Annotated in this window: 22 protein-coding genes; 6 read left to right on the top strand and 16 right to left on the bottom strand. The window is 63.5% G+C overall.

The window, feature by feature from the left end:
• Positions 1–68 precede the first annotated feature (68 nt).
• The 8 genes from HMPREF2944_RS05120 to HMPREF2944_RS05085 form a co-directional block, all read right to left on the bottom strand.
• Positions 69–2,279, bottom strand: coding sequence for a threonine/serine exporter family protein (locus tag HMPREF2944_RS05120; protein WP_070681133.1), 2,211 nt, complete (start codon positions 2,277–2,279; stop codon positions 69–71).
• A 266-nt stretch (positions 2,280–2,545) separates the two neighbouring features.
• Positions 2,546–2,824: an HPr family phosphocarrier protein gene (locus tag HMPREF2944_RS05115; RefSeq protein WP_005504506.1), complete on the bottom strand. Its 279-nt coding sequence runs from the start codon at positions 2,822–2,824 to the stop codon at positions 2,546–2,548.
• 240 nt (positions 2,825–3,064) lie between these two features.
• Positions 3,065–4,759 (bottom strand): phosphoenolpyruvate--protein phosphotransferase, encoded by a 1,695-nt coding sequence (gene ptsP, locus HMPREF2944_RS05110; protein WP_049343144.1) that lies wholly within the window; start codon positions 4,757–4,759, stop codon positions 3,065–3,067.
• 98 nt (positions 4,760–4,857) lie between these two features.
• Positions 4,858–6,861, bottom strand: coding sequence for a PTS fructose transporter subunit IIABC (locus HMPREF2944_RS05105; protein WP_070681130.1), 2,004 nt, complete (start codon positions 6,859–6,861; stop codon positions 4,858–4,860).
• Between the two features lie 134 nt (positions 6,862–6,995).
• Positions 6,996–7,946, bottom strand: coding sequence for a 1-phosphofructokinase family hexose kinase (locus tag HMPREF2944_RS05100; protein WP_070681127.1), 951 nt, complete (start codon positions 7,944–7,946; stop codon positions 6,996–6,998).
• Entirely contained in the window at positions 7,946–8,737 is a 792-nt protein-coding gene (locus HMPREF2944_RS05095; protein WP_049331499.1) for a DeoR/GlpR family DNA-binding transcription regulator, read from the bottom strand. Before HMPREF2944_RS05095 ends, HMPREF2944_RS05100 begins: the two co-directional genes overlap by 1 nt.
• 338 nt (positions 8,738–9,075) lie before the next feature.
• On the bottom strand, positions 9,076–9,624 hold the full coding sequence (locus HMPREF2944_RS05090; protein WP_246826263.1) for a VanZ family protein: 549 nt from the start codon (positions 9,622–9,624) through the stop codon (positions 9,076–9,078).
• On the bottom strand, positions 9,614–10,900 hold the full coding sequence (locus tag HMPREF2944_RS05085; RefSeq protein WP_070681124.1) for a histidine phosphatase family protein: 1,287 nt from the start codon (positions 10,898–10,900) through the stop codon (positions 9,614–9,616). The genes HMPREF2944_RS05090 and HMPREF2944_RS05085 overlap by 11 nt, the downstream gene beginning before the upstream one ends.
• Before the next feature lie 239 nt (positions 10,901–11,139).
• Between HMPREF2944_RS05085 and HMPREF2944_RS05080 the strand changes: the two genes are divergently transcribed.
• The 3 genes from HMPREF2944_RS05080 to HMPREF2944_RS05070 all read left to right on the top strand — a co-directional run bounded on the left by HMPREF2944_RS05080 (position 11,140) and on the right by HMPREF2944_RS05070 (position 14,458).
• Positions 11,140–12,105 (top strand): ABC transporter ATP-binding protein, encoded by a 966-nt coding sequence (locus HMPREF2944_RS05080; protein WP_049331495.1) that lies wholly within the window; start codon positions 11,140–11,142, stop codon positions 12,103–12,105.
• Positions 12,105–13,526 carry an FtsX-like permease family protein gene (locus HMPREF2944_RS05075; RefSeq protein WP_070681121.1) on the top strand — a complete coding sequence of 474 codons (1,422 nt, stop codon included), beginning with the start codon at positions 12,105–12,107 and terminating at the stop codon, positions 13,524–13,526. The genes HMPREF2944_RS05080 and HMPREF2944_RS05075 overlap by 1 nt, the downstream gene beginning before the upstream one ends.
• Positions 13,527–13,699: 173 nt before the next feature.
• Positions 13,700–14,458, top strand: coding sequence for an HAD family hydrolase (locus HMPREF2944_RS05070; protein ID WP_070681118.1), 759 nt, complete (start codon positions 13,700–13,702; stop codon positions 14,456–14,458).
• Between the two features lie 107 nt (positions 14,459–14,565).
• Here HMPREF2944_RS05070 and HMPREF2944_RS05065 read toward each other — a convergent pair whose 3' ends face one another.
• The 4 genes from HMPREF2944_RS05065 to HMPREF2944_RS05050 form a co-directional block, all read right to left on the bottom strand.
• Entirely contained in the window at positions 14,566–15,261 is a 696-nt protein-coding gene (locus HMPREF2944_RS05065) for a methionine ABC transporter permease (protein WP_070681116.1), read from the bottom strand.
• On the bottom strand, positions 15,262–16,320 hold the full coding sequence (locus HMPREF2944_RS05060; RefSeq protein WP_070483456.1) for a methionine ABC transporter ATP-binding protein: 1,059 nt from the start codon (positions 16,318–16,320) through the stop codon (positions 15,262–15,264). It abuts the gene before it with no gap.
• 146 nt (positions 16,321–16,466) lie between these two features.
• Positions 16,467–17,339 (bottom strand): MetQ/NlpA family ABC transporter substrate-binding protein, encoded by an 873-nt coding sequence (locus HMPREF2944_RS05055; protein WP_070681113.1) that lies wholly within the window; start codon positions 17,337–17,339, stop codon positions 16,467–16,469.
• Positions 17,340–17,654: 315 nt separating this feature from the next.
• Positions 17,655–19,433, bottom strand: a complete 1,779-nt coding sequence (locus HMPREF2944_RS05050; protein ID WP_080975245.1) for a long-chain-fatty-acid--CoA ligase — start codon at positions 19,431–19,433, stop codon at positions 17,655–17,657.
• A gap of 154 nt (positions 19,434–19,587) precedes the next feature.
• Here HMPREF2944_RS05050 and HMPREF2944_RS09250 point away from each other — a divergent pair, with 154 nt between their 5' ends.
• The 3 genes from HMPREF2944_RS09250 to HMPREF2944_RS05040 all read left to right on the top strand — a co-directional run bounded on the left by HMPREF2944_RS09250 (position 19,588) and on the right by HMPREF2944_RS05040 (position 21,592).
• On the top strand, positions 19,588–19,737 hold the full coding sequence (locus HMPREF2944_RS09250; protein WP_168162477.1) for a hypothetical protein: 150 nt from the start codon (positions 19,588–19,590) through the stop codon (positions 19,735–19,737).
• Complete coding sequence (locus HMPREF2944_RS05045) at positions 19,737–20,399, top strand: sugar O-acetyltransferase (RefSeq protein WP_049331483.1); 663 nt, start codon at positions 19,737–19,739, stop codon at positions 20,397–20,399. Before HMPREF2944_RS09250 ends, HMPREF2944_RS05045 begins: the two co-directional genes overlap by 1 nt.
• A gap of 77 nt (positions 20,400–20,476) precedes the next feature.
• Positions 20,477–21,592 carry a hypothetical protein gene (locus HMPREF2944_RS05040; protein WP_070681110.1) on the top strand — a complete coding sequence of 372 codons (1,116 nt, stop codon included), beginning with the start codon at positions 20,477–20,479 and terminating at the stop codon, positions 21,590–21,592.
• 119 nt (positions 21,593–21,711) lie between these two features.
• On the opposite strand, the gene HMPREF2944_RS05035 is transcribed toward HMPREF2944_RS05040, so the two are convergent.
• The 4 genes from HMPREF2944_RS05035 to HMPREF2944_RS05020 all read right to left on the bottom strand — a co-directional run.
• Positions 21,712–23,190, bottom strand: coding sequence for a dihydrolipoamide acetyltransferase family protein (locus tag HMPREF2944_RS05035; RefSeq protein ID WP_070681107.1), 1,479 nt, complete (start codon positions 23,188–23,190; stop codon positions 21,712–21,714).
• A gap of 99 nt (positions 23,191–23,289) precedes the next feature.
• Positions 23,290–24,276, bottom strand: coding sequence for an alpha-ketoacid dehydrogenase subunit beta (locus HMPREF2944_RS05030; RefSeq protein ID WP_049343135.1), 987 nt, complete (start codon positions 24,274–24,276; stop codon positions 23,290–23,292).
• Positions 24,277–24,278: 2 nt separating this feature from the next.
• Complete coding sequence (locus HMPREF2944_RS05025) at positions 24,279–25,445, bottom strand: thiamine pyrophosphate-dependent enzyme (protein ID WP_070681104.1); 1,167 nt, start codon at positions 25,443–25,445, stop codon at positions 24,279–24,281.
• Positions 25,446–25,818: 373 nt separating this feature from the next.
• Positions 25,819–26,436, bottom strand: a 618-nt coding sequence (locus HMPREF2944_RS05020; protein ID WP_141755741.1) for an aminotransferase class I/II-fold pyridoxal phosphate-dependent enzyme, incomplete at its 5' end; no start/stop codon positions are given.

Below are 26,436 nucleotides of genomic sequence, written 5' to 3'. Positions count from 1 at the left end.
GCCCGTGAACCGAGGTTCACGGGCCGCCACGCATATTCTATATTGGCTATATAATCCCGTCAGGCATGTTAAGCCGGGGTGGATTCCGCATCCGCTGCTTCGGGGGCCGTAGCGTCCGAAGGTTCGACGTTACGCGGCTTCGTGAAACGCTGCAGCAGATACTGCATCGTGTAATTACCGAGCGCCACACCCGAGGCCATCGCCACCGCAATCGAGGCCGCCGTAATCATGTTCTGCATACCCAGAATCACGTCGGTCTCAACCGTCAGCAGGTACATGCCGCGGAAGAACGACAGACCCGGCAGCAGGAACGTAATCGCGGGAATCGAAAAGATGGCCTGCGGCACGTGCAGTCGGTACGCAAAATACGTACTCAACGCACCAATCACAACCGCCGCACACGCCGTCGGACCGCGACCCGTGCTCGGGCCGGCCAGAATGTCATAGCTGTAATAAGCCGCCAGACCACAGGTGGTGATGAGCATCAGCCACCCAACCTTCACCAGCTTCGTCTGCAGGGTAATCGCGAAGGTCGCCGTCGCAATCAAGAAGAAAAACGACGCAACGAGCGGGGTCGTCGGTTGGAAGCGCAGCTGCTCAATATCCAGGGTCGGGCCATTGAAAATATTAATAGCGCTCACAGCCGTCGCGATGCCGACCACCAGGCCCAAGAAACTCATGCCCGTCGACACGAAGCGGCCCGCGGCCGTCACCGGGAAACCGTTAATCGCGTCCTGCACAGCACCCACCAGGCGGGGGGTTGGCAAAAACATAATCATGCCCGCTGCAACCACCAGGGGCGCCGAAATCGGTTCCCCCGGACGCTGCAGAATCGAACCATCGCCGCCCAGCCAAATCGCCAGGAAGGTCATCAGACCCGCGCTGGCGGCCATGCGGAAGAACGCCGGGATACCGATTGAGCTTAGCCACTGAATCAGCAAGTACACCGGAATAAAGATAATGGCCGCGCTCAGAGCCGTGGAGAAGCTCGCACCCAGCGCCGCGGTCAGCGTCGCGGCGCAGGCCAGGTTCGCCAGCCACACGACCAGCGGCGGGAAGGGGTTGGGTCGGTGCGTAATCTGGCTCAGCTTTAGGTCGGCAATCTCAAGGGTCATGCCGCCCCGCGTGATCTGGTAAATCAGGCCGTACACCTCGGAGAGCGCCTCATAGTTCTCCGTGGAGGAACGCACCACGCGCACAAGCGTGTGGGTAAAGCGCTCGTCCGCGTTCGCGTTGCGCTTGGCAATGCGGGACTCCATGTAGATATCCGGGTCCGAGGTGTAGTTGATGGTCACCGACTGGTTGGTAATATCAACGTCCACCGAATCCAGCCCGTACGCGGAAGAGACCGCGATGATGGCCGAGTCCACGTCCATAGCGTCGGCACCGTAGTGGAACATCGCCTCCGCCAAACGCAGGGTGAAGTTCAGGGTATCGCGGGCGTATTCCTTCTCGCGACGGAAGGCCTCACGGCGCTCGTGCTCCTGAGTACGAATGGTCGGCACGAACTGCCGCTGGGCGATGCGAGCGGCACCGCGCGGCGCGCCGGGAGCCGCCTCCTCGGTACGCACAAAAGAACGTAGGTGGCGCGTACCCCAGCGACCGCCGGTACCGCGGCCTCGCGCTCCTCGTACGTTCCGGCCCACGAGGGGCACGGCGGTCGTCGCCGCCGAGACGGGGCCGGTCTTGGGCACCGCGGCAGAGGCCGTATCGAGGCCGTAACGCTGCGCGGCCTGGGAGTTCGGAACCTGAGGAATCATGCCGGTCATGGGAACCGGCTGGGAGGGGCGCGTCAGAGCCGCCTCAGTCACCACGTTGCTGGCAGTTACGGGATGCGCTTCGTCGCGGTATGCGTCCAGTTCATCCTCGGGGGTGAGGGACGGGTCAATAAGGGTACGGGCACCGTGGTCGAGCTCGGCAGGCTCCTCCTGCGGGGCGGATACCTCGTCCGGGACGGTAGGAATACCAACCTGCGCGGCTACGTCGTGCAGAACATCGCTCACGGCGTGCGCCTGCACGGTCCCCGTCTCTTCGGAGGTGTTCTGCTGCGCCAGGACGCGGCGCAGGCGCTCGTCAGCAACCTGATCGAGGGAGACCAGGGGAAACCCGCCCCTACCTGCGACGTAACCCGCTGTGACCGCGGGGACGGCCTCTTCCGAGGCGCTATTCCGGGTGTTATCCGGCTCTCCCGGCTGAGCCTGCGCCTCGCCTGCATGCGACGCGTTCCGCGCTCCGGCTCGTACCTCCGAAGGCGCGGGAGTATTCCTCGAATCTGCCAATGTCCCCTCCCGTTTAGACAGTGCCCCTATAGTCTAACAAGGGAGCGACGCGAGGGGTACACCCTCGTGAGCAGGTCCCGAAATCAAATTCTCCACACCTCCGCCCGGCCCGTTTTCTTCGGCTGTTCGCGGTCTGCCTCCCCTCGGTGAAGAACGCGGGCAACAAAATATCCCGCCACCTCAGTGACGGGATATTTACGCATTGTGTGCTCGTTTCCGCACCCGTGGGCGACGGAATACGGCAACCCGGCCGGGGCCGAGGTTAATTACTCAGCGTCGTGGTCGGTCTCGAGGATCTTAACCAGCGAGTCCAGAGCCTCTTCAGCACCCTCACCCTCAGCACGCAGAACGACAACATCGCCGTGCTTTGCGCCCAGGGACATCAGGGACAGGATGGATGCTGCATCCATAGCCTCATCGGCGGGCTCGCCCTTAGCTGCGATGGTGACCTCGACGGGGAGGTCGCCAGCTGCCTCAGCGAAAATTGCTGCCGGACGTGCGTGCAGGCCGACACGGCTTGCGATAGTGGCTTCGCGCTCTGCCATTATGTTTCTCCTTTGATTCAGGAACCGAAATAATCTCGGAACCTATTCTAGATGAACGGGGCGCGTTAGGACCCGCCCTTACCCTATAAATTGTACCGGTTAGCCCTGCGCTAACAAACATAAAAATGCCGGGTGCAGAAATAATCTCTGCACCCGGCATTGTAGGTGTGTCGGCTCATGGGCCGAGCGGTTCAGCGACCATCCGACGGTGAGGAAGCCGCGAACCCTAGCGACTCTTGATTAGAGGCCCAGCTCGTCCAGAATCGGCAGAGCCTTGCGTGCGCTCTCCTTCGCCTCGGCAGAGGAAATCTGCTGCAGGGCGATAGCGGCAATCTGCTGTGCCTTCTCCTTGGTGACGGACTTCAGCACGGCGGCCACGGCGGGGATAGCGCCGGCGTTCATGGACAGGGTATCAACGCCCAGACCAATCAGAACAACAGCCAGAGCCGGGTCGGCTGCGGCCTCGCCACAGACGCTCACGTACTTCTTCTTGCCGGCGGTGACCGATGCACGCTGAGCACCCTCAACGGTCATCTTGATCATCTTCAGCACTGCGGGCTGCCAGGGGTTGTTCAGGTGAGCCAGGTCGCCCAGCAGGCGGTCAGCCGCCATGGTGTACTGGGTCAGGTCGTTGGTACCGATGGACACGAAGTCCACCTCGCCCAGGATTGCCTCGGCGTTCATCACGGCTGCGGGGGTCTCAACCATCACACCGTGAACGGGCAGGCCAATCTCCTTGAGCATGTTCGCGAAGTTACGTGCCTCGGAGGTGGTCGAAATCATCGGGGCCATAACCCAAATGTCGGCGTCGGAATCCTCCGAAGCGGCCTTGATAGCCTGCAGCTGGCGGGTCAGAACGCCCGGCACGGTCCAGTCGGTACGGAAACCGCGGACACCCAGTGCGGGGTTCTCCTCGGGGTTCACGTTCAGGAACGGCAGGGGCTTGTCAGCGCCGGCGTCCAGGGTACGAACCACGATGTGCTTGCCGGGGAATGCGTCAAACACGGACTTGTAGGTCTTAGCCTGAGTCTCGATGGAGGGCTCAGCGTCGTGGCCCAGGAAGCCGAACTCGGTGCGGAGCAGGCCAACACCCTCGGCCTTCAGGCTTGCAGCCTTTTCAGCGGACTTGCCGTCACCAACGTTTGCGTACAGCTCAACGCGGGTGCCGTCAGCCAGCACGCCCTTGCCGTCGAAGTCGGCGACGGGCTTGCGGTTTGCGTACTTAATGGCTGCCTCGCGGTCAGCATCGGTGGGTTCGGTGTCAACGATGCCCTCGTTGGAGTCCACGTACACGACGGTGCCGTCGGCAATATCGGTCACGCCCTTGGCCGCCACAATAGCGGGCAGGCCCAGGCCGCGAGCCAGAATAGCGGTGTGCGCCTGGGGACCACCGTCAGAGGTAATCAGGGCGATAACCTTCTCGGGGTCCAGGGTTGCGGTGTCGGCCGGTGCCAGGTCGATAGCGGCCAGGATGAACGGCTCGTCAGAAACGGGAATACCGGGGGCCTGCTGGCCGGTCAGCTCGGCAACGATGCGGGCACGAACGTCGTGGATGTCGGTCACGCGCTCAGCCATGTAGCCGCCCAGGGCAGCCATCTGGTCAGCGAAGGAGGTTGCCGCCTCCCAAATAGCACGCTCGGGGGCCATCTCCTGGGTCTCGACCAGCTTGATAGCGCTCTTGATGAGTGCACGGTCGGTAGCCATCTGGGAGGTGGACTTCAGCACGGCCTTGCCGTCGCGGCTGGCGTGCTCGGCACGAGCGAGCAGGTCTTCCTTAACGCGGACCGAAGCGTCCTTGATGCGCTGTGCGGCTGCCTCGGCGGTCTCACCGCTCAGACGCAGGCCGTCCTTGGGCTCTTCAATGGGCTTGGGCATCTGAAGAACCGGGCCAATCACGCGACCGGCGTAGACGCCGACGCCCTTGTAGGTAGTCATGGAATTCATATCCTATCTGTGGGTTCTCTACAGTGTAACGCGTTCTATTCGCGCTGTCCTCTGTAGTTACGAGTCAATCAGAAGATGAGGTCTACGGTTTAGGCGGATGCCTTGGAGCGGGCACCCATGGACTTCAGCACAACGTACACCAGAGCCGATAGCACGGTACCGGCCAGCACGGCCACGAAGAACATCAGCGGGTTCTGCGCCAGACCAATAATCCAGATACCGCCGTGCGGTGCCGGAGAGGCCACGTGAGCGCTCATCGAGATGGCACCGGCGAGGGCACCACCCACAATGGTCGAGGGGATGACACGGGCGGGATCAGCCGAGGCGAAGGGAATAGCACCCTCGGAGATGAAGGATGCACCCAGCAGCCAGGCGGCCTTGCCGTTCTCGCGCTCGGCCTCGCTGAAGAGCTTGGGGCGCAGGGTGGTGGCCAGGGCCATGGCCAGCGGCGGGACCATACCCGAGATGATGACGGCGGCCATGATTTCCTGGTTCACGGTCGCGCCCGAGGACAGACCGGCGGTTGCGAAGAGGTAAGCAGCCTTGTTGATGGGGCCGCCCAGATCGGAGGCCATCATGGCGCCCAGAATCAGGCCGAGCACCAGGGCGGAGCCGCCGGACATCGAGGTCAGCCAAACCTGCAGGGTGGTCATAACCCAAGCCAGGGGCGCGCCGAGCAGCAGGTACATAGCCAGACCGGCAACCAGGGAAGTCACCAGCGGAGTAACGACCACGGGCATCATCGAGCCGAGCCAGCGGGGCAGCTTCAAGGTACCCAGAGCGTACGCAATCAAACCGGCGAGAATACCGCCAACGATACCGCCGAGGAAGCCGGAGTTCACGGCCAGAGCCACGGAACCGGCGATGAAGCCCGGTGCGATACCGGGACGCTGAGCCAGACCGTACGCAATGTACGCGGCCAGGGCCGGAACCATCAGGCTCAGGCCAAAGCCACCGATGGTCTGCAGCACGGCACCCAGGTACAGGGTCCAGTGCACGTCACCCAGGTTGAACAGGGTTGCCGAACCCAGAATTGCCTTGGTGTCCACGTCACCAAGGTTCGGCATGGTGATGGCCTCGAAGACGAAGCCGAGGGCCACCAGAATACCGCCGGCGGCGACGAACGGAATCATGTAGGAGATACCGGTCATCACGGCCTTGTAGATGCGCGAGCCCCAGGCACCCTCGGAGGCACCGGCGCTGTCATCGGAGGTGGATGCGGCGGCGGCCACGCGGGCACCGTTCGGGTTCTCGGCCTCGGCCAGGGCCTCGGCGATCATTTCCTTCGGCTCGTCGATACCGCGCTTGACGGGGGACTCCACGAAGGGCTTACCGGCGAAGCGGTTGCGGTCACGAACGTTCACGGACACGGCAAAAATCACAGCGTCGGCGGCGTCAATATCGGCCTGGCTCAGGGTTTCGTTGCCCGAGGAGCCCTGGGTCTCAACCTTCAGGTCGTAGCCGAGTTCCTCGGCGGCGTACTTGAGGGCGTCGGCGGCCATGTAGGTGTGGGCGATACCGGTGGGGCACGCGGTCACCGCGACAATCTTCTTCACCGGAGCAGCGGGCGCTTCCTCAGCGGAGGCGGCAGGTGCGGCGGCGTGCGCAGCCTCGGCGGGCTTAGCCTCCGCCTTCTTCTCGCCCACGCCCAGCGCACCGTTCACCAGGTCCACGACCTCATCGGCAGACGAAGCCTCACGCAGGGCGGCGGTGAAGCTCTTCTTCATGAGGGAGCGTGCCAGGGTCGACAGCAGCTTCAGGTGGGCCTGGTCGGCACCGTCGGGTGCAGCGATGAAGAAAATCAGGTCGGCGGGGCCGTCCTTAGCGCCGAACGAAACGGCGGGGTTGGGGCGTGCCATGGCCAGGGTCGGCTCGGTGACGGCGGCGCTGCGGCAGTGCGGGATGGCAATGCCGCCGGGAATACCGGTGTCGGTCTTGGACTCGCGAGCCTCGGCAGCCGCGTAGAGCTGCTCGAAGTCGGTCGCGCGGCCGGCCTTGACGACAGCTTCGGCAAGCTTGGCGATGACGTCGAATCGGGTGTCGCCGAGATTCTCGTCCAGTAGGACGAGATCCGCGGTGATCAGATTGGACATGTTCTCTCCTCGGATTGGAGTGGAGGCGGGATGCTCCGGCGGGAACGCCCTCCTCCTGTGTTTTAAGTGTGTGCAGAGCCTTGGACAAATATTCTCAAATTAGAATATTTACGTCGGTGGTGCTTCGCTCCTCGTCAGAGCTGAATCTGACGGACAGTAACCTTCTCGGGGGTGGTTTGATCCAGCGAGGGCATACGGGTACCGGGCAGGGCCGCCGCGGCAGAACCGTGGGCCACCGCCTGAACCAGGCAACCGGGCGCATCCGCGCCGCGAGTATGCGCGATCAAGAAGCCCGAGAGCGAAGAGTCACCGGCACCCACAGTGCTACGCACCTGAATCGGCTCGTGCACGGCGTGCCAGATACCTTCCTCGGTCACGAGCACCGCGCCGCCGCCGCCCAGGGTGGCCAACACGTACTCGATGCCGTCGCCAAGCAGCTTCTGAGCGGTGCAGGCGGTCAGCTCGGGGCTGGCCTCCAGCTCCTCCCAATTATCACTACCGGTCAGCTGGGCTAGCTCCTCGGAGTTGGGCTTAATCAGCGTGGGCTTGTGCTCACCCGCAACGGTCGCAATCAGCGGCGCCTCAGAAGTATCAATAGCAATCTTGCCCGCGTAACCGGAGGCGCGTAGGGCCGCCACCAGCTCGGAATAGTAGGTGGGCTCCAGACCCGGCGGAAGAGAGCCGGCCAGGACCACCCAGTCGGCACCCTTGGAACGCTCAACCACCAGGGCGTCCAGCTTCTCGCGCAGCTGCGCATCAAAATGGGTGCCGGGAGCGTTCAGCTTGGTGGTGGTGCCATCGGGGTCCACCACGGTGATGTTCGAGCGAATCGGCTCACCGGTCGGCAGGTTCGCAAACTCGACATCCACCGCAGACAGAGCGGTCAGCACCGGGTCGGTGGACTCGCCGGGCACAATAGCCACGGTCGGAACACCGGAAACCTGCAGCGCGCGAGAAATATTCACGCCCTTGCCGCCCGGATCCTGCACGGCACCGACGGCACGCTGCACGGCGCCGTGGGCCAGGGGCGCGCCGAGCTCAATCGTGCGGTCCAGGCTGGGGTTGGCGGTCAGAGTAATAATCATTAGGCAATCACAATCTCAACATTGGCGGCCTCGAGCGCCTGGCGAAGGGCACCCTCGGGCTCGCGATCGGTAATGAGGGTGTCAATATCCTCAAATCCAGCGAAGCGGACCAGGGACTCCTGGCCGAACTTCGCGGAGTCACAGAGCAGGACCACGCGACGGGCGGACTTGCAGATTGCAGTCTTAACGATTGCCTCGTTCATGCCGGGGGTGGAGATGCCAAAGTGCGGCTCGATGCCGTTGGCACCGATGAACGCAATATCGGGGCGCATCGTGCCGAAGTGCTCGGCCGCGCGGGCGCCGACGGCGGCCCAGGTCATCTTGCGCAGCTGACCGCCCACCAGCTCGAGGGTTACGCCCTCGGCCTCGGCGAGCTTAACGGCGATGTGCAGTGCGTGGGTGATGATGATGCGGTCGTTGCCGGTCTTGAGGCTAAAGTTCTCGGCACCGATGTGGTCGGCGAGAATCTCGATGGTGGAACCCGCGTCCAGCACGATGGAACCCGACTCAGAATCGCGTAGCATCTGGTACGCCTTGGTGGCGATGCGACGCTTCTCCGGGGTGTTCATGCCCTGGCGGGAGGAAATAGACGATTCCAGAGAGGTGGACTGCTCGATGGTCACCGCGCCACCGTGGACGCGGCGAAGCTTGCCGGCCTCTTCCAGGGCGGCAAGGTCACGGCGCACGGTCTCCATGGTCACATCGTATCGGCGCGCAAGGTCTGCGCCGTTCACGCGGCGTGCGGAGGCAACGAGCTTTGCAATTTCGGCACGGCGTTCTTCTGCGAACATAAATTCGGTGTTCTTTCGGTAGTGGGTAGGAAATCTGTGCGTATCTATGGCGTGTTCTCAGTGCGGGTACGTTCCCGCGGGGAGCAAACGCAGTGCGCCCCAGAACATCCATTATCATACTTGATTTTATGTGGGTTTTTGTGGGTAGGTCAATATAAACCACCGTATTCACCGGAATATTACCCTGTGTTCCCTACAGAAACCACACCCTTTACCACCCCGTGTGAGTGATTATGTCTGTTTAACTCGATGATGCGTTGGGTTTTGTTCCGCGGGCCACACATAACGCGGCCCACACAATGGACCGCCAGCACCACCGGTCGGGCGGCGGGCCGGTCCTACGCCCGGCGCTCGCGGCGTTTGCGGAGCACCCGGTGCATCCAGAAAGCGCAGGCCGCTCCCAGCAGGGCACCCGTACCGTTCATGAGCACATCCACGAAATCCCCCGTGCGGTTAGGCATGAAGCTCTGAATCGTCTCGATGCACGCGCTCACCACGAACCCGGCGTACAGCACGTGGCGTCGCGCAGACGGTCCCAGAAGCAGGGCGAAGAGGAAGCCTCCGGGCACAAACATGATGACGTTTGAGAGCTGCTCGATGCTGGAGTAGGTCACAAACTCGGGTAGCCAGCCGGCGGCGTGGCCCGCATCCAGCAGGGCTGCGAGGCGGCCACCCATCTCGTTGTCGTCCACGTGAACGGGGGCGAACACGATGCTCGCCACGACCAGGCAGTACAGCGCGGTAAGGGCCCAGAGGGCGCCGCGGAGCACGCGCATCCCCCGGGAGAGGGGACGCGCCGAGGACTCGGCTGCCCCCTCAGGCGCAACGGCTGCCCCCTGCGCCGAACGCTCAAGGACTTCGCCCGCGGGGCGCGCGCTACCAGACAATGCGACCCACCTCGTCGGTGTATCGCGAGGAGTCCCACGCGAAGAGGCCGGGGACGTCCACCACCAGCGGCTCGGCGTTCGGCACGGTTACGGTCCACTCCTCACCCGCGGCGGCGGAGAGGGCGCGGCGAATCAGGCTGCCGTGGCTGACGGCGATAATCTTCTGTTCTCCGCCTCGCTCCGCGTAGTCCCGCACAATCTGGCGCAGCACGCGTACCGCGCGAATGTACACGTCGCGTTCGGATTCCACGTTCGGGTAGTAGCGCTCGGGGGCGCGGCGTTCAGGGGCGGGAATGTCCAGGCCCTCGCCGTCACCATAGGCGCGCTCGACCAGCTCGGGGTAGGTCTTGTCCACCTGCAGATCGAAGTGCTCGCCGACCAGCTGCGCGGTCTCGTGGGCGCGGGACAGCGGCGAAGACACCAGCACCGTAAAGTCCAGGCCCATATCCACCAGCTTCCGGCCGGTGGTGCGTGCCTGCTCGCGACCGGTGTCGTTGAGCGGAATGTCCGTGACGCCCTGCATGAGGTTCGCCTTGTTCCAATCGGTCTGGCCGTGACGAATCAGGGTGAGGGAGGTGTTCTCGGCGCCGGCGGGCAGGGGCTCAGGTCCCAGGTCGGGTTCGTTCTGGCGCACGAGCAGGCGGTCGATGGTGCTGTCCAGGTACTGCAGGGGCACCTCGGTCAGGGAGGCGTTGACGGGAATCGGGTAGAAACCCTCCTCGGTGAGGCAGTCGGGGCGCTCCCCCAGCAGGGCGTTCATCATCAGCGCGATGAACATGCCGTGGGTTGCCACCAGCACGGTCTTGCCGTCGTACTCGCGGCGCACGCGGTTCAGGGCCGCCAGGCCGCGGGCGACGAATTCCTCCGTGGGTTCCACGCCGTACTCCTCACCGGATTCGCGGGAGGCGAGCACCAGCTCGCGAGTGGCGATTTGCCCCTCCAGCTCGCCGAAGGAGCGCTCCTGGAACCCGGCCACGGCACCCCGGTAGGGCACGTTCAGGCCTTCGGCCACAATCTCGGCGCTTTCGGCCGCGCGGCTCAGGGGCGAGGAGAGCACCAGGTCGACGACGGTGCCTTCGTCACGGGCCTGCTTCAGCGCGTCGATGGCGGTGCGCACCTGGTCGCGGCCGGTGTCGTTGAGGGGAATGTCGGTGCCGCCCTGGAAACGGTGGTCGATGTTCCAATCGGTCTGCCCGTGGCGCATAAGAATGATGCGGGTTCCGTGCGGTTCGGGCGCGACGGGGGTGATGATGGGGGTGTTCTGTGCGTCGGTCATCCTTCTAGTATCCCACTCGTCTCCGCGAGTTCAAGGGGTCGAAGCCACACCGCCTGCACGCCGCCCGCGGTGCCGACCTCATACCGGAGGATGAGGCGAATAGCTCCCTCCCGCGCCGCGTCGGCCCTTTTTCTCAGCGTATTCCCATATTTTTCAGCCCTCAGATGGAGGGCCGAGCCGCCGAGAAGCTGAGATGATAGACGGGTACTTCCGTTAGTTCATATCCGATGAAGGTTGCTATGACGCAGAATCCTCAACCCCAGAACCCGCAGTTCCAGGCTCCCACGTCCCAGAACCCGTACTCGATGACCCCTCCGCAGGCGGCGCAGCCTGCGGGCCAGTACTCCACCCAGCCGGGTCAGCCGAGCCAGGCGGGGTATTATCAGGGCCAGCCGGGTTACCCCGCTCAGGCACCCCAGATGCCCCAGCAGATGCAGCAGGCGCCCTTCGCGCCCGGTGCGATTATTTCTGCCCGCAACCTGCACAAGTCCTACGGCAATAACCCGGTTCTGCGTAACGTGAGCCTCGATATCTACCCCGGCGAATCCGTGGCGATTATGGGTCCTTCCGGTTCCGGTAAGACCACCCTGCTGCACGCGCTCTCGGGCATTATTAAGCTCGATGCCGGTTCCGTGCTGTTCAACTCCCCCACCGGTCAGGTGGCGGTCGAGTCTCTCAGCGAGCGCGAGCGCACCTCCCTGCGCGCTAGCTCTTTTGGTTTCGTGTTCCAGCAGGGTCTGCTGGTTCCCGAGCTGACCGCGGAGGAGAACGTCTCCCTCGCCGCGATGATTGCCGGTATTCCCCGTCAGCAGGCGCGCGCCATTTCTGCTGATCTGTTGAACCGTCTGGGTTTGGGGCAGATGCTGGACCGCCGTATGGGTGAGATGTCCGGTGGTCAGGCCCAGCGCGTGGCTATTGCCCGTTCGCAGGTGAACGGCGCCCCCGTGACCTTTGCGGATGAGCCGACCGGCGCGCTGGATTCGAAGACCGCGCGCGAGGTGATGGCGCTGCTGCTGACCATGATTCCGCAGCAGGGCAAGACTCTACTGGTGGTCACCCACGATCCGAACGTGGCTGCCGCGTGCTCCCGCGTGGTGTACCTGCAGGACGGCCAGATTGTGAGCGATCAGCGCAATAGCCAGGGCGGCGTACCCGCGCAGAACGGCACCCAGAACCCTGACGCTCAGTCTCAGGCAGGTGCATAATGCAAATCTATGCTCTGCTCGCCAAGCGAACCCTATGGAGTTCGCAGGCGATTCTTCCCGTGCTGGCTTTTGCGGCCTCATCGGCGCTGTTTTTGACGGTTGCCGGTGGTGTTCAGGCACTGAGCACCTGGCTTGACCACGCCTCCAACGTTGACCACGAACTGGTGAACCTGATGGGCATTCAGAAGCTCTACATGGGTTTGGCGTGGGTTGCCGCTCTGGTACTGGTTGTTCCGCTCTTTACCCTGGGCGCTTCGGCTGCTCGTTTGAGTGCCCGCCGCCGTGACGAGCGTCTGGCTTCCCTGCGCCTGATTGGTGCCTCCACGACCCTGATCGTGGGTCTGTCGGTTGCAGACGCGCTGGTGTACTCCTTCGTGGGTTTCATTATTGGCCTGTTGCTCTACCTGGTGCTAATTTTCCCGTTCGGTGCCATGCACTTCATGAACGTACCGCTGGGTGCTGAGAATATGCTCCTGCCGGTGAGCATGATTTTCTACTGCTTCCTGGGGTGCATGGTCCTGGCGGCTCTAAGCTCTCTCTTCGGTCTGGCGAAGGTCAGCATCAGCCCGCTGGGTGTGCGTACCCGCGCGAAGGCTGGCTCCGCCGGTTACATTGCCCTGGGTATCGGTGTTGTTCTGGTCATTGCCGTGATGATTCTGGCGTCTACCTCCACGGGCTTCAGAATGTTCTCGCCCTTCCAGGACGGCGGCGCCGATAGCGCCATCAAGAACCTCGCGATCTTCATTGCTCTGCCTGGTCTGGTGATGATGGTTGCCATCGATCTGATTGGCACCTTCCTGGTGTGGGCGTACGCGAAGATTCGTGTACGCATGACCCAGAAGGCGTCAGTGCTGCTGGGTTACCGTGCGGTGCTGGAATCCCCGCGCGGTGCATGGCGCCAGGTTTCGGGCGTGGCACTGTCGACCTTCTTGGTGACCTTCTTCGGTCCCATCCTGATTCTGGCGGGTGAGATGAGCAAAGACGCGAAGGAAGCCGGTCCCGCCGCCGGTCCCTTCATGACCATCATGCAGGACATGTTCCAGGGCATGCTGCTCATGCTGTTCTTCTCGTACCTGCTGGTCACCCTCTCCGCAGTGCTGAACCAGAGCGCCGCCATTTACGAGCGTGGTTCGCTGTATTCTTCACTGAATATGATGGGTACCCCCACGAAGCTGCTGCAGGCTTCGCGCCTGACCGTGGTCTTCGGCCCGCTGGTGCTCATCAGCGTGATTTCTGCGCTGCTGGGTCTTCCGCTGACGGCTTTGATTGCGGCTCAGGGTCTTCCCGGTGAGGTTCTGGCGAAGATGTTCGGTCTGACCTTCGGCGCTATTGCGCTGGGTCTGGTACTGGTCTATGTGGGCCTGTTGGCGACCATTCCGTTTATGCGTCAGGTGACTCATAAGCCGGTGTCCGCTCTCTAGGCTGCTCGGCCTCTACCCTCCCGTTGCGTTCTCCGGACGCGGCGGGAGGGTTTTTGCGTGCCCTTCCGTCCCCGCCCGGTCTTTCGTTCCGTGGGTGAGGCGCGGCCCCGAATATTTTCTCAGGCGCCGGGCTGGCGCTTCCTTCACCGATGGCCCTGTGAGAGACTGGCATTATGTTTGAACACACCGTACCCTCCGATTGGTTCCCCCGTTGCGCAATCTTCGACTGCGACGGCATCCTCCTCGATTCTGAGACCGTGTGGAACCGGGTTCAGCGCGAGCTCTTCGCCCGCTGGGGCGTTCCCTTCACCGAGGAGGTGGAGGAGCGCCTCACCGGCCTCTCCGCCGCGGATGTTGCCGAGCAGCTCGCCCGCCTCTCCTACGAGGCCCGACAGGGCGATGCGGCCGATGCTGCAGCCTACGCCGAGCACCACGCGCAGGTCACCCGGGATCTGCTCACCACCGAGCGGCAGATTATCTCCGCCGGAGTGGAACTCATCGACGGTGCGCAGGAGTTCCTGGGCTTCTTGAGCGAGCACATGCCCGTGGCCGTAGCCTCCAATTCCACCTCGGGTATCCTCACCGTCAAGATGGAGAACTACGGCTACGCTCCCCTGGTACGCACCTGGGTCAGCAGCGAGGACGTTCCCGCGGGCAAGCCGGCACCCGATATGTACCTGGAGGCGGCGCGCCGCCTCGGCTTTGAAGGTCGTGAAGCCCTCGCCTTCGAGGACTCCGCCGCGGGCGCGCAGGCGGCACGCGATGCCGGCACCAAGGTCATGATTTACGTTCCCGCCGGTACCGACCCCGCGAAGGCCCCCGAGGGCTACGGGCGCTTTGACTCCTTCCGCAACCCGCAGCTGTGGGAGGCGGCCCGCACCTGGGTTGCCAAGCTTCAGGCGACACAGCAGCCTGAGGCGGCGCAGAGCTAAGCGGTTAGCGCCCCTCCCCCGATACGAAGAAAGACCCCCGGCCCGCTCGTCAAGAGCAGACCGGGGGTCTTCTATGCCTTATCAGCCGTGCATATAGCGGCACGAGCCTATCGGCGCATAACCTTCTTGGCCAGTGCATTACCGATGAACTGAACCAGCTGGACCAGGATGATAATAATCGCCACAACGGCCCAGGTGATCTCGTCGTTAAAGCGCTGGTAGCCGTCCACGATCGCGATCTTACCCAGGCCACCGGCGCCCACGTAACCGGCCATAGCGGACATATCCACCACGCCGATGACGAGGAAGGTGTAGCCCAGGATCAGCGGGCCGAGCGCCTCGGGAATCATCACGGTGAACAGGATGGTCAGCTTCGAGGCGCCCATAGCGCGGGCCGCCTCAATCACGCCGGGGTCGATGGAGACCATGTTCTGCTCCACGATGCGGGCGATAGCGAACGCAGCGCCGAAGCTCATCGCAAAGACCGCGGCATTCACGCCCAGGCGGGTACCCACCACGGCGCTGGTCAGCGGGCCCAGGGCCGCAATCAGGATGATGAACGGAATCGGGCGAATGATGTTCACCAGAATGTTCAGGACCGTGTACACGAAGCGGTTCTGGAAGATATTACCGGCGCGGGTGGTGTACAGCAGGGCACCCACAATCAGGCCGACCAGGCCGGCGCACAGCATGGTCATGGACACCATGTAGAAAGTGTCGCCGATAGCCGGAATGAGCTTCTCGGGCAGAAACTCGCCCCAGTCGGTCTTCGAAGCGGCCAGCGGAAGAGTAGTAGCAAACATTTAGCGCACCTCCTGCACGCGGGCAACGGTCTTCAGTTCGGCAACGGCGGCATCAATACTGGTGATTTCGCCGAGGAGTTCCAGGGTGAGGGTACCGTAGGCCTTGCCCTGCAGGGTCTCGATACCGCCGCCCACGATGTTGAAACGGACGTTGCGGGCGCCCAGGTAGGACAGCACCTTGCCGAGCTCCTGATTGCCCTCCACGATTTCGACGTTGACCAGGTAGCCACGGTGCGATGCGCGCAAATCCTCCGCCTCCTGGCCGGTGGGGGCCAGCTTGACGGTGGTCGCCACGAAGAGCTTCGCCACATCGGTCTGCGGGTTAGAGAAGACGTCGTAGACGGTTCCTTCCTCCACCACGCGGCCGGACTCCATGACCGCCACGCGGTCGGCGATGCTGGCCACGACATCCATCTCGTGGGTAATGACCACAACGGTGATACCCAGGTCGCGGTTCACGCGCTTGAGAAGGGCGAGCACCTCCTGGGTGGTTTCGGGGTCCAGGGCGCTGGTGGCCTCGTCAGCCAGCAGCAGCGAGGGGTTGGTCGCAAGCGCGCGGGCGATGCCCACACGCTGCTTCTGACCACCCGAAAGCTGGTTCGGGTAGTGGCCGGCGCGGTCGCTCAGACCCACGAATTCCAGCAACTCCAGGGCGCGTTCGCGGCGCTTGGCCTTGGGCCAACCGGCCACCTTGAGGGGGAACTCAACGTTACCGAGCACAGTGCGGGAGTTCATGAGGTTGAACTGCTGGAAAATCATGCCGATGTTCGTGCGGGCCTCACGCAGCTCGGAGTCGCGCTTGCCGGAGATTTCGAAATCGTCCACGATTAGCGTGCCGCTCGTGGTCTTTTCCAGGCCGTTGATGAGTCGCACCAGGGTGGACTTGCCGGCGCCGGAGTAGCCGATAATCGCGAAGATTTCACCGCGGTTGATGGTGAGGGAGACGTTGTCCACGGCGGGGACAGCCTTGGGGCCGTTACCGAAGACCTTGGACACGCCGTCCAGAATCACCATGGGCTGGGGGAGGCTTTCTACAACCTCTTCTAGCTGTTCACTCATAGTATTTGTATCCGTTAAATGTCGTGGTTGGGGCGCCGGGGAGGACTTGGCGCCGGTACGCAAAGGACGGTAAGCCCTTCTAACCCGCATCGGGTGCCCGGGCTTACCGCCTTACGTGTGCCTACGAGAGGCGTGTTGTCAGGAGATTACTTCTTGGCGCGCAGCTTGGCCTCTTCGTTGGCCAGGGACTGACGCAACTCGTCGGTGCTCACGTTGACCTCAACGGCGGTGCCGCGGGTCTCTTCCTGAACAGCGTCCATGACGGGCTTGGTGTGGAAGATTTCAACGATCTTCTTGTAGGTCTCGTCGTCAGCCTTGTCCTTCTGGGCGACGAAGAGGTTCACGTACTTGATGGCCGAGGGGTCGGTCTTGGGGTCGTCCTGAGCCAGTGCGTCCGAGGGCTTCAGGCCTGCGTCCTTGAGGAAGTCGTTGTTGACGACTGCACCGTCAGCGGACTCCATGCCAACCACGGTCTGGGTTGCGTCGACCGGGGTGACCTTCACCTTGGAGTTAGCGGTGTCCACGTCGTCGATGGTGGGGGCGTCTACGTCAGCGTTCTTGAAGGTAACCAGACCGTTGGTCTTCAGCAGCTTCAGCGCGCGTGCCTCGTTCACGGTGTCGTTCGGGATCACGATCTCGCCACCCTGGGGGATGTCGGCCAGCTTGGTGTGCTTCTTGGAGAACAGAGCCATCGGGTAGATGACGGTCGGGCCGACAATCTGCAGGTCCTTGTTGGCGCTGACGTTGTAGTTCGACAGGTAGGCGATGTGCTGGAAGCGGTTCATGTCAATGTCACCGGCGTCCAGAGCGGGGTTCGGCTCGGTGTATGCGTTGAACACCTTGTACTCAATGTCGATGCCCTGCTTCTTGGCTTCTTCCTTCAGGGTCTTGTTGAACTTCTCGGAGCCGACCACACCGATGATGACCCTCTTCGAAGCGGAGGAGTTCGAGGTGGAACCGCAAGCGGCCATGCTGAAAATCATGGGGACGACTGCAAGAGCAGCGGCAAACTTCTTCACGGCTATGAATCTTTCTGTTGAATGATGACGTGCTTCACCGGGTACGGGCATAGAGCGCCGACAAGCCGATGCGAATGATGATGGGACAATTACAGCACGCACAGGGGCGGCGGTGGAAGTTAAGGGTCAATCATGAGACACAGAACGTCAAGCTCGTCATATTTCGTCATATTTCGTCACACGATGATTATTTGCCAATTCCGCTCCCCCACCAGCCGTCCGTCTGCGTCAACGCAAAGCGCCGGCCCGGGCCTAAAACCCGAGCCGGCGCTCATCGTACCCGCCCGTTACGGGCGGGCGGCAAACCAACCGACGCTACTGCTCAAAATCGCCCGAGGCAATCAGCTGCTCCCGCACCTTACGGCGCAGCACCTTGCCGAGCATCGAACGCGGCAGGTCGTCCACGACCACGATGCGGCGCGGCACCTTATAGCGAGTCACCTTCGAGTAGCAGTGTTCGCGCAAGGTGTGCTCCTCCACCACCCGGCCGGGGGCGGGAACCACCGCGGCCACGACCATCTCGCCGCCGCCGGGCAGCGGAATACCGACCACCGCCGCATCCGCAACCGTATCGTGCTGCTTGAGGGCGACCTCCACCTCGGTCGGGGAGACGTTGAAGCCGCCGGTGATAATGACCTCCTTGATGCGGTCCACAATCTGGATGAAGAAGTCCTCGTCCAGGCGCACAATATCACCCGTGCGCAACCAGCCGTCGGGGGTGATGGTCTTCGCGGTCTCGTCTTCACGCTTCCAATAACCCATGAAGCGCTGGGGACCGCTGACCCACAGCTCACCCTCCTCGCCGAGAGGCACATCCGCACCCGTCTCCGGATCCACCACGCGAATATCGGTCGAGGGGAAGGGCACACCAATCGAGCCGGCGCGGCGGGTGTCGTTCAGCGGGTTGCAGGAGACCAGCGGGGCACACTCGGTCAGGCCGTAGCCCTCCACCATGAAACCGCCGGAGGCTTCCTCCCACTCGGCCACCAGTTCGGGCGGCAGGTTCATCGCGCCCGACACCGCGTAGCGGATACCCTCCAGGGACACGCCGCGCTTCTTCGCCTCGTCCATCAGGCGGCGGTACACCGGTGGAACCGCAGGAAGAATCGTCGGACGGGTCTTCTTCATCGCCTTCAAAATCAGGTCCATATCCACGGTCGGGAACAGCACCAGGCGGGCACGGCACAGCGACGCAATCGTCACGCCCAGGGTCATGCCGTACGCGTGGAAGAGCGGCAGAACCGAGTAAATCACCTCGTCATCGCCCGGGTTAATCCACGCCTCACCCATGCGGCCGTTCGACTCCAGGTTGCGGTGCGTGAGCATCACACCCTTGGGCAGACCCGTCGTGCCGGAGGTGTACTGCAGCAACGCAATATCGTGTGCCGTCGGGCGGCGATGCGCGGGATCAATGCGCTCGCTCTTGAGCAGCTGCGACCACGGCACCGTGCCCGGGGCCGGGCCCGTCAGCTTCTCACGCGAGGCACGCGCGCTCTTGACGGGTAGCTTCAGCGCGGTGCGCATGAGGCGCGGCATCGCCGAAATCAGGTTCACCGAATAAATGTGGGTGGGGCGGATATCGGCCGGCATCTCGGTCACGTGCGAGGCAATCTTGTCCCACACAATCGCAACCTTCGCGCCGTGATCCTCAAACATGTGGCGCAGCTCGGCCCCCGTGTACAGCGGGTTATGCTCCACCACAATCGCGCCCAGGCGCAAAATCGCATAGAATGCCGCAATATGCTGAGGGCAGTTCGGCAAAATCAGCGCCACACGGTCACCCGCCTGCACACCCGCAACGCGCAGACCCTCCGCAGCACGCTCAATCTGGTCCCCCAGCTCAGCGTAGGTCGTGGTCGCGCCAAAGAACTCCAGGGCGACCTTCTGCGGGACGCTACGCACCGCCTCATCGATAAGGTGGCTCAGCGAGGTCTCGGGCAGCTCAATATCGCGGGCAGTCCACGAAGAATAATTCTTCAACCAGGGGCGATGCGCCAGGGGGTTCTCACCGGATTCGGTAGCGGGTGCGCCGAACACCGCGGCGCGCGCGGGGGCAGCGTCCCCCGTGTTCGTGTTCTTCTGAGCCTCAGTCATGATTTCGATTGTGCCCGCCGACGGCCCCTCGGCTCAACTTCCAGCGCCCTTCCAGGCCATCTTCACGGCAGGCTCCCAGCTAAGGAAGCCCGGCGCGGCCAGTTTCACGACACTCCCCCGGGTACGCTCGGCGCAACTCTGGGATACTTAAACCATGAGTAAGCGACAGCAAGACATAACCGACGAGCAGTTCAAGCAGCTCCTTCGCGAAATTTCCAAGCGCTTCGCCATCGCCGGAGGAGTCGTCATTCTCATCGGTCTGGCCATCATCGCCCTAGTCTACCTTCTGGGAGGAGCCCACTAATGCACACCCCGCAGCGCCCCAACGGCGACATCTTCAACCGCATGGTCTCCGGCGCCGCCTACATGCCCGACGCCGAATGTGCCGCGCAGACTAAGCGCATCCACGCCGCCACCGTCCTCGCGGAGGAGCACTACGCCCGAGGCGAGCACGCCCAGGCCATGCACGTCTACCGCGAAAACCTCGGCCACCTGGGCGAGCACTCCCACATCCGCCCCGGTGCGCGCTTCGACTACGGCGTGAACACCTACATTGGCGACGGTTCCTTCTTCAACTTCGACTGCGTATTCCTGGACGTCTGCCCGATTCGCATCGGATCCACCGTGCTCGTCGGCAACAACGTGCAGTTCCTCACCCCCACCCACCCGCTCAACCCCGTCGACCGCGCAGCGTACTGGGAGGGCGGCAAGCCCATCACCGTTGAGGACAACGTCTGGATCGGTGGCGGCGCCATCATCCTGGGCGGCGTGACCATCGGCAAGAACTCCGTCATCGGTGCGGGTACCGTCGTCACCAAGGACGTACCCGCAAACTCCGTCGTGGTCGGCAACCCCGGACGCGTGGTTCGCACCCTCGACGAGAACGAACGACCCGCACACCCCCACCCCTACTCCGCCGAATCCCTCGAAGAGGCCCGGGCCTTCCAGTCCGAGCACAGCGAGTAAGTTAAGACCCGCTCGGCCCGCGAGCCACCGCACACACCGGGTCGCCAGACGATCCCCGAACCCCGTTATCGGAAGCCATGAATACACAACACAACCAGCAGCCGGAGTCCCGCCCGGCGGCCAGCCAGCAGGCAAAGGGCAACGACAATTCCGCGCCCAGCGAGCAGGATCTGTGGGACGCGGCCTTCTCCTCCGACGACCCCACGGTCGTGCTGACCGCCGAGGACCTGCAGCAGGCCGCCTCACGCCGCGCCGAGTCGCGAACCACCGACGGGGAGGCGACCCGCGCCTTCCCCAGCCCCATCCCGGCTCCCAGCCCGCAGGATGACGCGGACACCTCGGACAGCGGGGAAAGCGCCTTCGGCTGGCTCAACACCCCCGGCTCGGGTAGCTCGGGTAGCGGCGCATCCGCGGGTTCCGCGCCCGAGCCGAGCGCCGCATCTGCCCCGAGCGTGTCCGAGCGCCGCGGCGCGCAGACCGCCAACGACCGCGGAACGGCACCCAGCGTTACCCCGCAGAACACCGCACCGCGCGCGCCGGAACAGCCCACCCAGCACGGGGGCTTCGCCGCCCCAGCGAGCCAACCCGCTCAGCCCATCCTCCAGCCCGGCGAACCGGTACTCACCGCCGCCACCGCCCTGCAGATGCAGAAGGAACGATACTCCCGCATGCACGTACTCCCGGGCCTGCTCGGCTGGCTCGTTGCCATCACCCTCATGGACGGCGGCCGCTGGGGCATCGGCGCCTGGCTCACCTCTACCGGGCAGGAGCAGTCCCTCGAGTACCACGCCGTCATCGGACGACTACTCTCCGGGGAATCCTCCGTAGTTCCCGTGGCGGTCGCCCTAAGCGTCCTCGTCTTTGTGGCCTACCTGGTCGGCGGATACGCCGCCGGACGCATGGCTCGATTCGCCGGCTCCAAGCAGGGTATTGCGGTGTGGCTGTGGCACCTCATGGGCCTCATTGTGGCTTCGCTGGCCACCTACCTGGTCCCACAGATTTTCCCGAACGGCACCGCCGCGTTCTCCATGCAGCGGCTCATGAACGGGGATACCTCCAACGGCCTGCTGGCGATTATGCTCATCCTGGCGCTCAGCTTCCTGGGAGCCCTCATAGGCGGCGCCTGCGGGCAGATCTACCATCGCCGCGTGGATAAGTACCCGAGCACCCGGGTGGAGCGCGAGGACGGCTAGCCTCCGAAGCACCGGACACCGCACCGATACCGATACAAAACGCGAAGACCTCCGGCGCACGCTATGTGCGCCGGAGGTCTTCGCGTTGAGCGACCCTTCGGGGCCGTTTAGGTTATTGCCTAGTGATCCAGCAGCAGGGCCGGTTCCTCCAGGATGGCCGCCACATCGGCCATGAAGCGAGCCGAGAGGTCGCCGTCCACCACGCGGTGATCGAACGAGCCGCCCAGGGTCGTCACCCAGCGAGGAATCACTTCGCCGTCGACCACCCACGGCTTCTGCTTGATGGTACCGAAGGCCACAATCGCAACCTCACCCGGGTTGATAATCGGGGTACCGGTATCAATGCCCAGCGAACCGATATTCGTAATGGTCAGGGTGCCGTTCGCCATCTCTGCCGGCTGGGTCTTGCCCTCACGAGCGCGAGTGGTCAGGTTGTTCAGGGCAATCGCAAGCTCACGCAGGGAAAGCTCCTGGGCATCCTTGATGTTCGGGACCATCAGGCCGCGCGGGGTGGCGGCCGCAATACCCAGGTTCATGTAGTGCTTAATCTGAATCTCGCTATCGGTCCAGGTTGCGTTGACCTGCGGGTTGCGCTCGGCGGCCCAAATTACCGCGGCGGCCAGAACCAGCAGCGGGGTGACCTTCACGCCCTCAAAGTGGCGGGACTTCTTCAGGCGCTTGACGAACTCCATGGTGCGGGATGCATCCACGTCCACGAAAATCGACACGTGCGGGGCGCTGAAGGCCGAGGCGACCATGGCCTTCGCGGTGGCCTTGCGCACGCCGCGCACCGGGACGCGCTCGATGCGGTCGCCCGGGGTGGTTGCACCCTGCCAGAAGGGCTGACGGGCACCGCTGTGCTGCACGTCCTTGAGGTGGGCAACGTAGTTCATGAGGTCCTGCTTGGTCACCTGGCCGCGGGCACCGGTGGCGGTCACGTGAGCCAGGTCGACGCCGAGTTCCTTAGCGGCCAAACGCACCGGAGGAGCCGCCAGGGTCGGGCGGTACGGAACCTGCTCGGGAGCCAAAGTCGGCACGGGAGCCGCTACGGGCTCGGGTGCCAGACGCTGCACCACCGAGTTCAGGGGGCTGTTCTCCACAAAGCGGGAGGCGCGCTCAGCCAGCTCGCTCAGCAGGCCCTGGTTGCGGTTTACCGGGTCGGAGGGGGTGTGCGCCACCGGTGCCTGGACTGTCGGCGCCGCGGGTGATGCAGGGGCGGCAGGTGCGGGCTGGGCCGCGGAGGCGGGACGCTTACGTGCGCGGCGCTTAACGGCGTCCGCCTTGGGTCCGGAGCCGACCAGCGCGGTGCCGGATTCGGTCTCCTGCTGCGGCGCGGCGGGGGCGGCCGGGGCCGCGCCGTCGCCACCGGAGATGCGGATGATGGGGGTACCCACCTCGACGGTCTCACCCTCGGCGACCATCAGTTCTTCGACGGTGCCGGCATAGGGCGAGGGCAGTTCGACAACGCTCTTGGCGGTCTCAATCTCGACCAGCACATCGTTGATGGCGACCTCGGTGCCGGTTGCGACCTTCCAGCTGAGGATTTCAGCCTCGGTCAGGCCTTCGCCCACGTCGGGAAGCGAAAAAATCTGGGACATATTTACCTCTCACTAGGGCATATACCCTATACGGAATATTCTGTGCGGGCTCGCAACCCGCAATAGCGCAACACGCTGATACGTCAGATCAGGGAATGCCTAGTAATCGAAAGCGCGATCAACCGCCTCCAGGATGCGGTCAATATCTGGCACGTACTCCTCCTCCACGCGGGAAACCGGGTACGGCATGTAGTAGCCACCCACGCGAATCACCGGGGCCTGCAGGCTGTAGAAGCAACGCTCCGTAATCGCGGACGCCAGCTCACCACCCATGCCACCGAAGGTGGGGGCCTCGTGGGCGATAATCAGTCGACCGGTCTTCGCCACCGAGGCGGCCACGGTCGGCACATCCAGCGGAGAAATCGAGCGCAAATCAATCACCTCAATCGAGCGGCCATCCTCAACCGCGGCCTCCGCGGCTGCCAGGGCCACCGGAACCAGCGGACCGTACGCAACAATCGTGGCGTCGGTACCCTCGCGCACGACCTTGGCGCTAAACGGGTCGAAGGAGGTGTCGTTCAGGTCCACGTCCCCCTTGAGCCAGTAGCGGCGCTTGGGCTCAAAGATAATGACCGGATCCGGGCACTCAATCGCCTTGCGGGTCATCCAATAGGCCTCGTGCGGGCTCGAGGGAGTCACGATGCGCAGGCCGGCGGTGTGGGCGAACAGCGCCTCGGGTGACTCGGAGTGGTGCTCCACCGAGCCGATCACGCCGCCGTAGGGAATACGAATCGTCACCGGCACGATGTACTGCTTATCGGTGCGGTTGTGAATCTTCGCAAGCTGGCTCGTGATTTGGTTGAAGGCGGGGAAAACGAAGCCGTCGAACTGAATCTCGGGAACGGGGCGGTACCCGCGCAGCGCCATGCCGATGGAGGTGCCGATAATGCCGGACTCCCCCAGCGGGCTATCCATGACGCGGCGGTTGCCGAAGCGGGCCTGCAAGCCCTCGGTCACGCGGTACACGCCGCCAAGCTTGCCGATATCCTCACCGAGCAGAACCACGGTGCGGTCAGCCTCCAGGGCATCCTCCAGGCCGCGAGTAATGGCCTTGGCGAGGGTCAAACGCTCAATGTTTTCGCTCATCTTTACTCCTCTTCAAAGCCTGCGTTGTAGGTACGGTAGAATTCGCGGTCGTCCTCAACCTGCTGGTGTTCCTGGGCGTAGACGCGGTCGAAGAAACGCTCAAAGTCGGCGACCTCGGAGTTCAGCACTGCCTCACGCACGCCGGATGCGACCTTCTGGGCAGACTCGGCAACCTCCTCGAAGAAGGCATCGTCGGCGTAGCCCTGCTCGCGCAGGTACTTCTCGAGGCGAATCATGGGGTCGCGGTGCAGCGGCCCCTCAAGGTCGGCCTCGGTGCGGTACTTCGTGGGGTCGTCGGCGGTGGTGTGCGGGCCCAGACGGTAGGTCTCGGCCTCGATGAGCACGGGGCCCTCGCCGGCACGAATCTTCTCCATGGCGTAACGGGTCACCGCGAATACGCCCAGGATGTCATTGCCGTCCACGCGCAGGCCCTCGAAGCCGTAACCGGCGGCTCGGGTCGAAATCGGCACGCGCGACTGCACCTCGAAGGGAACCGAGATGGCCCAGCGGTTGTTCTGCACGAAGAAGAGCACCGGGGCATCGTAGGAGGCCGCGAAGACCATGGATTCGTGAACGTCGCCCTCGCTGGAGGAGCCGTCGCCGAAGTAGACCGCGACGGCGGGCTTCTGCGCGTCGGTTGCGGGGTCGGTGGCCTGGCCCTGGCCGGTGGGGCGCTTGCCGGTTTCAGCCTCGATATCGGCATCGAAGTTCAGGCCCATGGCGTAGCCGACGGCGTGCAGGGTCTGGGCGGCCAGCACCTTGGTGTAGGTGTGGAAGTTGTGGGCCTTCATGTCCCAACCGTGGGTGGTGGTGCCGCGGAAGATGGTAATCAGATCGCGGAAATCCACACCGCGAGCCAGAGCGACGGCGTGCTCACGATAGGAGGGGAAGATGTAGTCGTTGGGGGCGTAGGCCAGTGCGGAGCCGACCTGCGCGGCCTCCTGGCCTCGGCTAGGAACCCACAGGGCGAGCTGGCCCTGGCGCTGCAGGGCGGTCGCCTCGTCGTCGAAGCGGCGGGGGGTGTACATGAGGCGGTAGGCCTCGCGCAGGGTATCACCATCGACGTCTTTGACGTATCGGCTGAAGGTGGGGTGTTCGTGGACGGTGCCGTTCTCATCCATGAGCTGGATGCGCTCGGGCACTCCCGGGTACTTGTCGTTCTCGTGCATCTAACCTCCACACGTGACGATGGCTTCGCCTGCGGGCTACCGGGGCCAAGCCTCATTCTCCACGAAAGGTGGAGGGTTGAGAGGCTGATTTACGGCCGGTGCACCATCAGGACTGGGCATATATACCTACCAGTTTACTATTTCGGGCTCTCGGCAATAACGTGCACGCTCGGAACACGCCTGGAACACCGCGTATTGCACCCCGTCATTCAGCATATGAGCAGGCGAAAACCAGTAGCGCTACCAATTGCGTTTAATGGCCAAAGGAACCCTCCTATATATTCGATAATCAGAATATATAGGAGGGTTCCTTCATCTTCATGCGCTCAGGACCGCTATGCGATTCAAGCTTATCCAGCGATGTTGAGCGAGATTAGCCTTCCTGCGCGAAGAGCTCGCACAGGGATAGGAAACGGTCGTTTGCCTCGACCTCGCCAATGCTCACGCGCACGCCCTCGGACCCGAAGGCACGCACCGAGAGAGCGTTCCGGTTCATGAGGTCAACGAACTCGCCGGTACGCTCCCCCAGGGGCAGCCACACAAAGTTGGCGTAGGTGCTCGGGAACTCGTAGCCCAGTTCGCGTAGGCGAGCCGTGACGCGCTCACGCTCGGCCACAATGTGACTGACCCGCGCCATGACGGCCTCCTGGTGCTCGATGGAGGCGACGGCGGCCCGCTCGGCCAGGGCGGACACGGCAAAGGGCGTCGCGGCAACCCGCAGGTGGCGGGTAATCTGCGGATGCGAAATCGAGTAGCCCACGCGCAAACCCGCCAGGCCCTGCGCCTTGGAGAAAGTGCGCAGAATTATGACGTTCGGGTAGTCACGGTAGATATCCAGGCCGTTCAGCGGAGGCTCTTCCCCCTCCGGAATGGAGGAGGCCGCGCAGAACTCGAAGTAGGCCTCGTCGATGACCACGGGAACGGTAGCCGGCACCTTCGCGAGGAAGGAGCGAATCTGGCTCTCGGTCACGGCGGGACCGGGCGGGGTATT

The organism is Rothia sp. HMSC072E10 (genome assembly GCF_001813965.1).
Lineage (GTDB): Bacteria > Actinomycetota > Actinomycetes > Actinomycetales > Micrococcaceae > Rothia > Rothia mucilaginosa_A.
This window is presented reverse-complemented; position numbering and strand designations above follow the sequence as displayed.